This is a genomic window from Alteriqipengyuania lutimaris (assembly GCF_003363135.1).
In the GTDB taxonomy this organism is placed as follows: Bacteria; Pseudomonadota; Alphaproteobacteria; order Sphingomonadales; family Sphingomonadaceae; genus Alteriqipengyuania; species Alteriqipengyuania lutimaris.
Genome location: NZ_QRBB01000001.1, coordinates 2,404,377 through 2,417,184, shown reverse-complemented (window position 1 = coordinate 2,417,184; position 12,808 = coordinate 2,404,377). Strand labels below are relative to the sequence as shown.

General features: G+C 65.1%; 11 protein-coding genes. 7 read left to right on the top strand and 4 right to left on the bottom strand.

Features of this window, described 5'->3' with window-relative positions; genetic code table 11:
* Positions 1 to 71 precede the first annotated feature (71 nt).
* Together DL238_RS11555 and DL238_RS11550 are read left to right on the top strand one after the other, a co-directional pair.
* Entirely contained in the window at positions 72 to 2,006 is a 1,935-nt protein-coding gene (locus DL238_RS11555; protein WP_115492399.1) for a 2-oxoacid:acceptor oxidoreductase subunit alpha, read from the top strand.
* A 124-nt stretch (positions 2,007 to 2,130) separates the two neighbouring features.
* Positions 2,131 to 3,165 (top strand): 2-oxoacid:ferredoxin oxidoreductase subunit beta, encoded by a 1,035-nt coding sequence (locus DL238_RS11550; RefSeq protein WP_115492398.1) that lies wholly within the window; start codon positions 2,131 to 2,133, stop codon positions 3,163 to 3,165.
* Here the strand turns inward: DL238_RS11550 and DL238_RS11545 are convergent.
* On the bottom strand, positions 3,162 to 3,935 hold the full coding sequence (locus DL238_RS11545; RefSeq protein ID WP_115492397.1) for a phosphatase PAP2 family protein: 774 nt from the start codon (positions 3,933 to 3,935) through the stop codon (positions 3,162 to 3,164). The two genes, DL238_RS11550 and DL238_RS11545, sit on opposite strands and share 4 nt — an antisense overlap.
* 40 nt (positions 3,936 to 3,975) lie before the next feature.
* On the opposite strand from DL238_RS11545, the gene DL238_RS11540 reads away from it, so the two are divergent.
* The 3 genes from DL238_RS11540 to DL238_RS11530 all read left to right on the top strand — a co-directional run bounded on the left by DL238_RS11540 (position 3,976) and on the right by DL238_RS11530 (position 7,911).
* A complete protein-coding gene (locus tag DL238_RS11540) occupies positions 3,976 to 5,388 on the top strand; it encodes a cryptochrome/photolyase family protein (RefSeq protein WP_115492396.1) in 1,413 nt (470 codons plus the stop codon).
* Between the two features lie 92 nt (positions 5,389 to 5,480).
* On the top strand, positions 5,481 to 6,737 hold the full coding sequence (locus DL238_RS11535; RefSeq protein ID WP_115492395.1) for an SAM-dependent methyltransferase: 1,257 nt from the start codon (positions 5,481 to 5,483) through the stop codon (positions 6,735 to 6,737).
* 1 nt (position 6,738) lies between these two features.
* Positions 6,739 to 7,911, top strand: coding sequence for a serine hydrolase domain-containing protein (locus tag DL238_RS11530; protein ID WP_115492394.1), 1,173 nt, complete (start codon positions 6,739 to 6,741; stop codon positions 7,909 to 7,911).
* Between the two features lie 63 nt (positions 7,912 to 7,974).
* On the opposite strand, the gene DL238_RS11525 is transcribed toward DL238_RS11530, so the two are convergent.
* The 3 genes from DL238_RS11525 to purF form a co-directional block, all read right to left on the bottom strand.
* A complete protein-coding gene (locus DL238_RS11525; RefSeq protein WP_115492393.1) occupies positions 7,975 to 8,337 on the bottom strand; it encodes a PilZ domain-containing protein in 363 nt (120 codons plus the stop codon).
* An 84-nt stretch (positions 8,338 to 8,421) separates the two neighbouring features.
* A complete protein-coding gene (locus DL238_RS11520) occupies positions 8,422 to 9,135 on the bottom strand; it encodes an SDR family NAD(P)-dependent oxidoreductase (RefSeq protein ID WP_115492392.1) in 714 nt (237 codons plus the stop codon).
* Position 9,136: 1 nt separating this feature from the next.
* On the bottom strand, positions 9,137 to 10,624 hold the full coding sequence (gene purF, locus DL238_RS11515; RefSeq protein ID WP_115492391.1) for an amidophosphoribosyltransferase: 1,488 nt from the start codon (positions 10,622 to 10,624) through the stop codon (positions 9,137 to 9,139).
* A gap of 227 nt (positions 10,625 to 10,851) precedes the next feature.
* Here purF and DL238_RS11510 point away from each other — a divergent pair, with 227 nt between their 5' ends.
* Together DL238_RS11510 and DL238_RS11505 are read left to right on the top strand one after the other, a co-directional pair.
* On the top strand, positions 10,852 to 12,093 hold the full coding sequence (locus DL238_RS11510; RefSeq protein WP_115492390.1) for a lipoprotein-releasing ABC transporter permease subunit: 1,242 nt from the start codon (positions 10,852 to 10,854) through the stop codon (positions 12,091 to 12,093).
* Positions 12,086 to 12,787, top strand: a complete 702-nt coding sequence (locus tag DL238_RS11505) for an ABC transporter ATP-binding protein (protein WP_115492389.1) — start codon at positions 12,086 to 12,088, stop codon at positions 12,785 to 12,787. Before DL238_RS11510 ends, DL238_RS11505 begins: the two co-directional genes overlap by 8 nt.
* The last annotated feature ends 21 nt before the right edge of the window (positions 12,788 to 12,808 follow it).

The window sequence follows — 12,808 nt, the reverse complement described above, 5'->3', positions numbered from 1 at the left end:
CGCAGCCACGTAGGCCGCGGCTCAAAGGCGTTTCCACAACGACGCCAAAGAAGACCGAAGGATGTGTTTCAATGGCGACTCAGGCGCCTCAAGCTACCAGCAACCCCTCCGATGCGCCCGACGCAATCGTGGTGCGCTTCGCCGGCGATTCCGGCGACGGCATGCAGCTGACGGGCGGGCAGTTCACGCTCTCCACCGCGCTCGCGGGCAACGATCTCGCGACCTTCCCGGACTTCCCGGCGGAGATCCGGGCGCCACAGGGAACGCTGTTCGGTGTGTCCGCCTTCCAGATCAATTTCGGCTCCAGAGCGATCAACACCGCGGGCGACGCGCCCGATGTGCTGGTTGCGATGAACCCCGCCGCGCTCAAGGTGAACATCGCGGCCTTGAAGCCCGGCGGCCTGATCATTGCGGACACGGGCGAGTTCACCAAGCGCAATCTCGACAAGGCGAAGTACGACGCCAACCCGCTCGAGGACGACAGCCTCGCGCCTTTCGACGTGCTGGCCTTCGACATCAGCGCGCGCACGCTCGAAGCCGTGGAGCCCTATGGGCTCGGCAAGAAGGACGGACTGCGCTGCAAGAACATGTGGACGCTGGGCCTCGCGCTGTGGATGTTCGACCGTCCGCGCGAGCCGCTGCACGACTGGCTGAACAGGAAATTCGCCAAGGCGCCCGACATCGCCGCCGCCAATATCGCCGCGCTCGACGCAGGGCACGCCTATGGCGAGACGGCGGAGCTTTCCGCACCATTGAAGCAGGTCCATCTGCCGCCTGCGCCGTCAGAGCCGGGGCTCTACCGCACGATTACCGGTGCTGAAGCCGTCTCGCTCGGCCTCGTGGCCGGCGCGCAGCTGGCGCAGCTGCCGATGTTCTTCGGCGGCTACCCGATCACGCCTGCCTCGGCGATCCTGCATCACCTGGCGCGGCTGAAGGAGTTCGGCGTCACGACCTTCCAGGCGGAAGACGAGATTGCCGCGGTGTGCGCCGCCATCGGCGCGAGCTATGCGGGCCAGCTGGGCGTCACCTCGTCCTCCGGCCCCGGCATCGCACTCAAGACCGAGGCGCTGGGCCTCGGCATCATGACCGAACTGCCGCTGGTGGTGGTCAATTCACAGCGCGGTGGCCCGTCCACCGGCCTGCCAACCAAGACCGAGCAGAGCGATCTCTATCAGGCGGTCTATGGCCGCAACGGCGATGCGCCGATGCCGGTGATCGCTGCGCGCTCGCCCGCCGACGCCTTCGAGGTCGCGATCGAGGCGTGCCGTATGGCGACCCAGTACATGACCCCGGTTATGCTGCTGACCGATGGCTACATCGCCAATGCCGCCGAGCCGTGGAAGGTGCCCGATCCGGAAAGCTTCACGCCGTTCCCCGCGGAGTTCCTGACCGAACCGCGCGGCGAAGAACTGCTGCCCTACAAGCGTGACGCAAAGGGTTCGCGCCCGTGGATCAAGCCTGGCACGCCCGGCATGATGCACCGCATCGGCGGGATCGAGAAGGATGCCGGCACCGGCAACATCTCCTACGATCCGGCCAACCACCAGCACATGACCGATACGCGCAAGAACAAGATCGCGAATATCGAAGTGCCCGATCAGGAAGTCGCCTGGGGTGAGCAGAGCGGGAAGTTGGCGGTGGTCGGCTGGGGTTCGACCTACGGCCCGATCAAGCAGGCAGTCCGCCGCAGCATCGACAAGGGATGCTCGGTCAGCCACATCCACGTCCGCCATATCTGGCCGCTGCCGAAGAACCTCGGCGAGCTGCTCAGCGGGTTCGAGCGCGTGCTGGTGCCCGAGATGAACACCGGCCAGTTCAAGACCGTGCTGCGCGACCAGTTGCTCGTGGACGCGGAAAGCCTGACCAAGACCAGCGGCCAGCCGTTCCAGATCGCCGAACTGGAAGAGGCGATCTGCGCTTACTTCGACGACATCGTAGGCAACGAGGGCGGTCAGGTCGCCGCCAACGACCAGCAACTGCCGAGTAGGGTGGAGGCGTCCGAGTGACCTCTCTCACCGCTCATCCTGAGCTTGTCGAAGGATCGTCCTTCTTCGGGCAATCAGTTCAAAAGAAAGTGCGGCCCTCCGACAAGCTCAGAGCGAGCGGGTCGTGGGCTGAAGGAATGGTCCAATGAACGCACCTGTTAAGATCGAAACCACGCTCAAGGACTGGGAAACCGACCAGGAGGTCCGCTGGTGTCCGGGTTGCGGGGACTATGCGATCCTCAAGGCCGTGCAGCGCACGCTGCCGCAGCTCGGCTGCGACCCGGCGAACACCGTGTTCATCTCGGGCATCGGCTGTTCCAGCCGCTTCCCCTATTATATCGAGAGCTACGGCTTCCACACCATCCACGGCCGCGCGCCTGCCGTGGCCACGGGCGTCAAGCTCGCCAATCCGGACCTCGACGTGTGGCTGGTGACCGGCGACGGCGATGGCCTCAGCATCGGCGGCAACCACATGATGCATGTGCTCCGGCGCAACGTGAACATGCAGATCATGCTGTTCAACAACGAGATTTATGGCCTGACCAAAGGCCAGTATTCGCCCACTAGCCGCGAGGGCACGCGCACGCCGACCAGCCCGATCGGTTCGGTCGACCACCCCGCCAACCCCTGCGCCTTCGCGCTCGGGTCGGGCGCGCGTTTTGTGGCGCGCGGGATCGACGTGTCCAAGAACCTGCCCGATGTGCTCAAGGCCGCACACGCGCACAAGGGTGCGGCGTTCATCGAAATCTTCCAGAACTGCATCGTCTACAACAAGGACGTGTTCGACGCCTTCGCCGCGCCCAAGGGTGCCGAAGGCCAGCAGCTGTGGCTGGCCGATGGCGAGCCGATGCTGTTCGACAAGGGCGAGAAGGGCCTGGCGTTCGACCCCGAGAAGCTCGCCTTCACCGTGGTCGATGTCGTCGAAGGCGACTGGCAGGCTGCGGGCGTCCGCGTGCACGATGTGACCAACCGCGTCATGGCGCACATGCTGGCCGAACTGCCGTTCGACCCGTTCCCGATGCCGCTGGGCGTCCTCTACGACGATCCCGCGCCGACCTACGAAAGCGCGGTGATCGCCGAGCGTGAAGCCTCGGTCAGCGGCAAGGAGCCGAACCTCGCCAAGCTGCTGTCGGGCGGGCAGACCTGGACCGTCGACGGCTCGGCGCAGGACCCGGTCTAGTGATGCTCCATCGGATCGAGCCGGTGCGCGGTATCGCTGTCGGCGGCGCGCTTCGCCGATTCGTATAGCAGCGCGGCGGCGGTGAAGGCCCAGGCCGCGCCGCCCGTCCACCCCGCGATCACGTCGCTGGGGAAATGCACGCCCAGCATGACCCGGCTCCATGCGATCATGGCCGAAATCACCATCGCGCTGCCGATCAGCGTGTAGCGCACACTGTGCCTGCTGCTGAGCGATGCGAAGGCCAGCGCCATGCCGATATAGATCATCGCCGAGGCAAAGCTGTGACCACTGGGGAAGCTGAACCCCGCTGCCTCGGTCAGATGCGGGACGAGGGTAGGGCGCTCTCGCCCGACGAGCAGCTTCATGCCTGCGTTCAGTCCCCAGCCGAGCACCACGGTGATGGTGAACAGCATCGCTTCGCGGCGCAGGCGCAGGAACAGCAACGCAATCGCCGCCGCACCCGCTGCGATGGTCGAGAGCAGGATTCCGCCCAGGGCGGTTACGTCGCGCACCGCCTCCTGCAGCATGTTGCCGCCGAGCGGGTGGTAATCGATACCGGACCGGTAAAGCAGGAGGCCCGAATGGTCGAAACCTTCGGTTCGACCCTGTGTCACGAGCCAGACCATCAGACCCCAGATTGCCCAGAGCACTCCCGCAGCGGCCAGTGCCTTTCCCCGGTCGATGGTGAAGCCACGCGCAGGCAGCGAAACCGATTCGGCGGGAAGGGGGGCTTTGGGCTCGGTTGTCGCGCCAGCGCGGCTCTGATCCATGCAATCTGGAACAGCCCGTTTCGATCGAGGTTCCTTGCTCATGGCTTCTCCCCAAATCGTCTGGCTCCGGCGCGACCTGCGCCTGGCCGATCAGCCCGCCCTCCACACCGCTGCGAAAGCCGGACCGGTGGTCCCTGTTTTCGTGCTCGACGACGAGCGGCCCAGGGGCGACGACGACCGCACCTATGGCGGTGCGCATCGCTGGTGGCTGCACCACTCGCTGGAAAGTCTGGCGACAGGCTTCGGCCGGCACAACGCACGTATCGTCCTGCGCAAGGGCGACAGCGTGTCGGTGCTCGCCTCGCTGGCGGACCAGCTCGGCGCCGGAGCGATCCACGCCAACCGCCATTACGAGCCATGGTGGCGCGAAGCGGAGGAGGACCTCAGGGACGCGCTTCCCGAGGGATGCGAGCTCTGCCTGCACGATGGCAATTACCTGATGCCGCCGGGCACCGCGACGACCGGCAGCGGCGATCCGTACAAGATCTACACCCCGTTCTACCGCTCGATGCTTGAAATCATGCCGCCGCGCGACGAGCTGCCTGTGCCCCCCACAATCTCGCAGCCATCCGACCTGCCCGAGAGCGACGACCTGTCCGACTGGAACCTGCTCCCGACGAGCCCGAACTGGGCCACGCGAATGGAGGATTTCTGGAAGGTCGGCGAAGACGCCGCGCATGACCGGCTCAAGTGGTGGACCGAACATGTCGGCGAGTACGAGGACGGGCGCAATCTCCCCAGCGTCGACCAGACCTCGCAGCTGTCGCCGCACCTGCACTGGGGCGAAATCTCCCCGGTGACGATCTGGCATGCGCTGAAGGACAAGCGCAGCGAGGGTTGGAAGACGTACGAGAGCGAGCTGATCTGGCGCGATTACGCGCAGAACATCATCTATCAGTTTCCCGACTATCCGCGCGAAACCTACCGCGACGCGATCGACGACAACAAGCTGTGGCGCAATCCCAATCGCGGCCACATCATCCAGGAAGAGCTGGAGGCCTGGCAGCAGGGCCGGACCGGCTACCCCATCGTCGATGCAGGGATGCGTCAGCTCTGGGCACTCGGCTGGATGCACAACCGTGTGCGGATGATCGCGGCCAGCTTCCTCATCAAGCACCTGCTGATCGACTGGCGGCATGGCGAGCGCTGGTTCTGGGATACGCTGGTGGACGGCGACTACGGGTCCAACGCCACGAACTGGCAATGGGTCGCAGGCACCGGCGTCGACTCGAACATGTTCCCGCGGATCATGGCCCCGCTCAAGCAGTCGGATAAGTTCGATGCGGCAGGCTATATCCGCGAGTGGGTGCCCGAGCTGGCGGATCTGTCCGACGATGAAATTCACGATCCATCCGACCAATGCCGCCCCGACGATTATCCCGAAAAGATCATCAGCCACAAGGAAGGGCGCGAGCGGGCGCTGCAGGCCTATCGGGACATGAAAGACGATTGAGGTGCTGGACCGGGCATTGGTCGGCGGTCGCGCGACCAGTTATATTCTAATGGGTTGTCGCTCCCCGGTCGTCTCGGCATAAACGGCCCGGCATGGGGGTAACCGGACAACCACGCGGGAGCGAACTGCTTGCCGCCAGCCAGCGCTTCCAACGGCGTCCCGGCTTTCTTTCGCGCCTGCTGGCTCCCGGATTTCATAAGCTCCTCGACCGGATGGATACTGGTATGGCGCGCGGCGCGGTTCTCGGCCGCCTGCCCGATGGCACCACGCGGCTTCTTGGAGGCCGTGCGCCCGGTTTCGAGGCCGAGATCGATATCCACAACTGGCGCGCACTGGTGCGCGTGGCGACGGGTGGCTCGGTCGGCTGGTATCAGGCCTGGGAAGCGGGCGAATGGAGCAGCCCCGATCCGGTGCCGCTGTTCGCGGTCTTCATGCAGAACGCCGAAAGGCTGGGCGAGTCGGCGCGCGCGAAAGGGGCCGGGAAACGTGCGCTGCGGGCGGCGCACAATCGGCAGCGCAACACGAAGGCGGGCGCGGCGAAGAACATTTCCGCGCATTACGACCTCGGCAACGACTTCTACGCCGCGTGGCTCGGCGAAACCATGACCTATTCCGCCGCTTGTTTTGCAGACGGCAACGCTGCGCAGACTCTCAATGCGGCGCAGCGTGCCAAGATCGCCTCGATCCTCGACCGGCTGAACATCGAACCGGGCGACCGCGTGCTCGAAATCGGGTGCGGCTGGGGCACCCTGGCGTGCGCGGCGGCGGATCGCGGGGGCCAGGTCGACGGGATCAGCCTGTCCGAAGAACAGCTGGCGTGGGCGCGGCGTCAGGGATGCGGCAATGCGCGTTTCCTCAGGCAGGATTACCGCGACACCGATGGACAATACGATGCGATCGCCTGCGTCGAGATGGTCGAGGCGTTGGGGCGCGAATACTGGCCGACTTTCATAGACTGCGTCGCGCGCAATCTGAAGCCGGGCGGGCGCGCCGCGATCCAGTTCATTTCCATGAAGGACTCGCTGTTCGACGCCTACGCGGCGAGCGCGGATTTCATCCAAGCCTATATCTTCCCCGGCGGGCTGTTGATCCGCACATCCGAATTTCGCCGCCTCGCCGAAGAACGCGGGCTCGCCTGGCGGGAGGAGACGCGCTTCGGCACGGACTATGCCGAAACCTTGCGGATGTGGCGCGAGAATTTCGAGCGGGCGGCGAGCGACGGCCTGCTGCCGCCGGGGTTCGACGACCGCTTCAAGGCCCTGTGGCGCTACTACCTGATGTATTGCGAAGGCGGATTCCGCGGCGGCGGGATCGATGTTCACCAGGTCACCCTGGTCAAGGAGAGATGATTTGAGACAGTATCTTGCGATGCTCGGCGCGCTGGCCCTGCCGCTCGCCGCGTGTTCCACCGTGCCGGCGATAGACGCCACGCCGGGTGTGACCGCCAGCGTGCCGAGCGATCCGAAGCCGGTCGTGGGCGCTGAGGTGCTCTTCTGGGATGATGCGACACGCTCCGCGCGGTTCCGTTCGATGGAGACCTACTTCCCCGGCCAGGAAGTGCAGGCCAGTCCGGATGCGCGGTCTCTCGCGCAGGATACGTCGCTTCCCGCTGGCACGCAGGCCGCGATAGACAGCTACATGGCCTCGCAGGGAACGGCGGGCCTGATCGTGCTTCAGGACGGCAAGATCCGGTACGAGAATTATGCGCTGGGCTTCGGCCCTGAGGGGCGTTGGACCAGCTTCTCGGTCGCCAAGAGCTTCACCTCTACCCTGCTGGGTGCAGCGGTGAGGGACGGCTTCATCGACAGTCTGGACGATCCGGTGTCCAAATACGTGCCCGGGCTCGCAGGCAGCGCGTATGACGATGTCACGGTCGAACAGCTCGCCACCATGACGTCCGGGGTGAAATGGAACGAGAACTACACCGACCCCGATTCGGACGTTGCAAAGATGTTCAACGTCACGCCCGAGCCGGGCGAGGACCAGGTGGTCGAATATATGAAGACCTTGCCGCGCGAGGCACCGGCGGGCGAGAAATGGGTCTACAAGACCGGTGAGACCAACCTCATCGGCGTGCTGGTGGAAAATGCGGTGGGCGAGACGCTGGCCGAATATGCCAAGCGCAAGATCGTCGATCCGGCGGGGTTCGAGGAGCCGCTGTTCTGGCAGACCGACCTGTCGGGCCGCAGCGTGGGCGGCTGCTGTCTGTCGGCCTCGTTGCGGGACTACGCGCGCTTCGGCCAGTTCGTGCTCGAAGGTGGCAGGGGCGTGGTGCCCGATGGCTGGTTCGCAGAGGCGGGCAGTCCGCAGGTCGATTTCGGTAACGGCTACGGATATGGCTACCAGTGGTGGAGCTACCCCGGCGAAAGCTACGGTGCGCAAGGCATTTTCGGCCAGTCGATCACTCTGTTGCCGGAGAGCAACGCGGTGATCGCCATGGTGTCCAACTGGCCGCGCGCGACGGGTCCGGAACTGACCGCAGAACGGCGCGAGCTGCTCGAGACGATCGCGGCGGGCCTCTAAGGCTTCACTCGGGGCCGGCCCCGAGTGATGGGCGGCCCCGAGCAGAGCGAAGGGACGCGAGCCTTAGTACAGGCAGGACCGCGTCACGCCCCCGCCGAGCGGGCTCCGCCACTGCGCCAGGACGTTGTCGAGCACCGCAGGGTCGATCATATCGTCGAAGGCGGCACCGGTGATTGAGCGGTCCCACCATACGATCCGGCCCTGGATCGATTGCATGCCGGGGATGGTCAGCCAGCAGATCTGGTCGGGTTCCAGGCGGCCGATCGCCGATGCACTGAAGCCGGCGATCGAGAGATCGTGAACCACCGTCTTGAAAGCGCGTGCCCCGCTGACCCGCATCTGAGCCGGGATCGCGAGCTTGGTGCGCGGCGCGCAGCGGTCTTCCTGCGCCGCTCCTTCATAGAGCGCGTCTGTATTAAGTTTCATGTCCAACCCGGTTCAAGCCATTAATCTAAAACGATTTTGGCTGGATTGAGTTGCCGGGTTATGAGTAGGGATGGCTAAGCGCGGTTAACCAACCCTCTCTCGATGCCCGGTTTCGAAATCGTTCTCGAGAAGCTGGGCGATGTGCACCGCGACCTCTTGCGGTGGCTTGACCGTCTGCGGGTCCTCACCCGGGTAGGCCTTGGCCCGCATTTGCGTACGGGTTGCGCCCGGATCGATGACGGCGACCCGGACCGGTCCGGTGTTGGCGACCTCTTGCCCGTAGGCGAGCAACAGGTTGTCGAATGCCGCCTTGGTCGATCCATAGGCCGCCCAATATGCGCGGGGAGCCTCTCCCACGCTGCTGGTCAGGCCGATCACGCGGGCCGCGTCGGCACGCTTGAGCAACGGGTGGAATGCCGCCAGCAGGGCCTGGGTGGCGAGGATGTTGGTCGTGATCGCGGTATTGAACTGCTTGGGATCGATCTGCGTCACGGGAGTGAGCGTGGGCAGGTAGGCGGCGCTGATGACGAGAAAGTCGAGCGCATCCCAGCGGCTGGCAATGGCCTGTGCGAGGCGCGCGACACCGTCGCTCTCGCCCAGATCGACCGGGGCAATGGTTGCCGTGCCGCCGACATTGTGGATGGCATCCTCGACCTGTTCCAGCGCCGCATCGTCGCGCGCGGTGAGGATCACATGCGCGCCCTTCGCGGCCAGTTCCTGCGCGACGGCCGCGCCGATCCCGCGCGATGCACCGGTGACGAGCGCGACGCGCCCTTCGAATGGCTTGTTTTCGCTCATGTCAGGCAGGCTCGTCGACGGTTTCGTTTTCGGGGAAGGAGAGCTGTGCCGATGCCGCGTCGCGCCGCGAGACGTCGGTCAGGCGGGTCGGGTAGTCCCCGGTGAAGCAGGCGTCGCAAAATTGCGGGCAGGCCTTGTCGCGCGATTCCTTGCCGACCGCGCGATAAAGACCGTCGATCGAGATGAAGGCGAGACTGTCCGCCTTGATGAACTCGCGCATCGGCTCGAGTTCCATGCGGGCGGCAAGCAGCTTGCTCCGCTCGGGCGTGTCGACCCCGTAATAGCAGCTGTGCGCGGTCGGCGGGCTGGCGACGCGGAAATGCACCTCGGTCGCGCCCGCATCGCGCATCATCTCGACGATCTTCATGCTGGTGGTCCCGCGCACGATCGAATCGTCGATCAGCACGATCCGCTTGCCTTCGACGAGGCCGCGGTTTGCATTGTGCTTGCGTCGCACGCCCGAATGCCGCGCGCCGTCCGAAGGCTGGATGAAGGTGCGCCCGACATAGTGGCTGCGGATGATGCCGAGCTCGAAGGGCAGGCCCGATTGCTGGGCATAGCCGATTGCGGCCGGCACGCCGCTGTCGGGCACCGGCACCACCAGGTCCGCATCGCACGGTGCCTCGTTCGCAAGCTCGGTCCCGATCGCCTTGCGCGCCTCGTAGACGGAGCGACCGCCGAAGATCGAATCGGGGCGGCTGAAATAGACATGCTCGAAGATGCAGGGGCGGGCGGGATTGTTGCCGAAGGGCCGGTGAGTGCGGATCGTGCCGTCGAAGTCGACTTCGATCAGCTCCCCGGGTTCGACCTCACGCTCGAACTGCGCGCCGACCACGTCGAATGCCACGGTCTCGCTCGCGAACACGACCGCATCGCCCATGCGACCCATCTGCAGCGGACGAATGCCGAGCGGATCGCGGCAGGCGGCCATCCCGCGCGGGGTCATCACGATGATCGCATAGGCCCCTTCGACCAGACGCAACGCATCCGTCAGCTTGTCCAGCATCGTGGGATAGCGGCTGGTGGCGACGAGGTGGATGATGACCTCGGTATCGGAGGTAGACTGGAAGATCGCGCCCTTGCCGACCAGTTCTTCGCGCAAGGTGCCCGCATTCGACATGTTGCCATTGTGCGCGATCGCGAAGCCGCCGGTCGAAAGATCGGCATAGAGCGGCTGGACATTGCGCAGGCCCGCTCCGCCGGTGGTCGAATAGCGCACATGGCCTGCCGCCATGAAACCGGGCAGTTCGGCGATGCTTTCGGCGCTGGAGAAATTCTCCGCCACATGGCCGAGCCCGCGCCGCGTATAGAATTGCGAACCGTCGAAACTGGTGATCCCGGCCGCTTCCTGCCCGCGATGCTGGAGCGCATGCAGGCCCAGCGCGGTAGTGGCAGCTGCCTCGCCAGTCACGTTGATCGCGCCGAATACGCCGCATTCTTCGTGCAGGCTGTCTCCGTCCTCATCATCGAAGGGATGGTGCAGGTTCATGATGGGGTTCCTGGGGGAGGTCATTGGGGGGGTGCGCCCGTTGCCAGTGCCGGTCGTGGCTCCATTGGCGATGTGACAGAGGAATTACAAGGCTTGTCCCTTGCCGTCATGGGCTCGGCAGGTGAATTCCCGCCGCGCCGTGCAATCTGAAAATTCCCCTTTTCATTGCACAGTCATGCGCGCCTTCCTAAGGCGCTGGGCCAATACCGATAATAGCGGACGGCCCCTTGTTTCTCAGCGCCTTCGAATGGACCATCGCCAAGCGTTACCTCTGGCCCGGAAAGGGCGAGGGGTTCATCAAGCTGGTCGCCGGAATCGCCATCGGCGTGGTGATGCTGTCGGTCGCCATGCTGGTCATCGTGATGAGCGTCATGAACGGCTTTCGCGCCGAGCTGCTCGACAAGATCGTCGGGCTGAACGGCCACGCGATCGTGCAGGCCTATGGCGGGCGGCTGGACAGCTGGCAGGACGTACTCAAGGAAATCGAGGCGACCGACGGCGTCACCGATGCCTCGCCGCTGATCGACCAGCCGCTGCTCGTGACTTTCAATGGCCGCGCCGAAGCGGTCGTCGTTCGCGGGCAGACTCAGGAGGAGATCGCCGAACTTTCGGACAAGGTGGTGCTCGGCGATATGGGGCGGATTCAGCCAGGCGCGGATCAGGTCGCGATCGGTGCACGTCTGGCGGAGAATATCGGCGCGCGGCTGGGCGACGTGATCACCGTCATCAATCCGGCCGGGCGCTCCACACCCTTCGGCACCGTACCCCGACAGGTCGGATACGAAGTCGGCGCGATCTTCGAAGTCGGCCTGTACGATTACGACGGGGCCTTCATCGTCATGCCGATCCCGCAGGCGCAGACCTTGCTGCTGACGGGCGACACGATCGGCATGATCCGCGTGACGACCGAGGATCCGGACCGGGTGCAGGAGATCATGGCTCCGGTGGAGCAGAAGCTCGCCGGCACCGCGATCGTGCGCAACTGGCAGCAGATCAACAGCTCGATCTTCGAGGCCTTGCAGGTGGAACGGGTGGCGATGTTCTTCGCGCTCAGCTTCATGGTCGTGGTCGCCGCGTTCAACATCCTTTCCAGCCTCGTGATGCTGGTCCGCTCCAAAACGCGCGACATTGCGATCATGCGCACGATGGGCGCTGGGCGGCAGTCGATCCTCAAGATCTTCGTGACGACGGGCTTCACGGTCGGCGCCATCGGCACGCTCGCGGGTCTGTTGCTGGGAGCTTTGGTGCTGATTTTCCGCCAGCCAATCGTCGAATTCATCGGCCTCGTCACCGGCCAGGAATTGTGGGACCCGTCCGTGCGTTTCCTCACGACGCTGCCTGCGAAGACCGACCCGTGGGAAGTGTTCGGTATCGTGATGCTCGCACTCGTACTTAGCTTCCTTGCCACGCTCTATCCCGCGTTCAAGGCGGCCAATACCGACCCTGTGCAGGTGCTTCGCTATGAGTGATCGGGGCGTCCAACCCGTCGTGGAATTGCGCGGCGTCACCCGCAGCTTCGAACAGGGCGGAGTGCGGATCGACGTGCTGCGCGGTGTCGATCTGAAGGTGATGCCGGGCGAGCTCGTCGCGCTCCTCGGCCCCTCGGGTTCGGGCAAGTCGACGATGCTGCAGGCGGTCGGCCTGCTGGAAGGCGGCTTTGGCGGCACCATCGTGCTCGCGGGGCAGGCGGCGGAAAAGTCGGACAGCCAGGCGCGCACCGCGCTGCGGCGCGAGCATCTGGGCTTCGTCTACCAGTTCCATCATCTCCTGCCCGACTTCAGCGCGATCGAGAATGTCGTGCTGCCGCAACTGGTCGGCGGCACGCCGCGCGATGCGGCCGAGAAACGCGCTAGCGACCTGCTCGATGCGCTCGGCCTGGCGCAACGGCTGAACCATCGCCCGAGCCAGCTTTCGGGCGGCGAGCAACAGCGCGTGGCCGTGGCCCGCGCGCTCGCCAACAGTCCCAAGCTCGTGCTGGCCGACGAGCCGACGGGCAATCTGGACGAGGCGACGTCCGAGAAAGTGCTGGCGCAGTTTCTCGAACTCGTGCGCGGGCAGGGCAGCGCGGCACTGGTCGCAACCCATAACGAACGGCTTGCCCGGAAGATGGACCGCGTGGTCCGCCTTCATGACGGCAAGCTCGAGAACGTGCCCGGCGCGTGATCCCCGGCAATTTTGCGGACC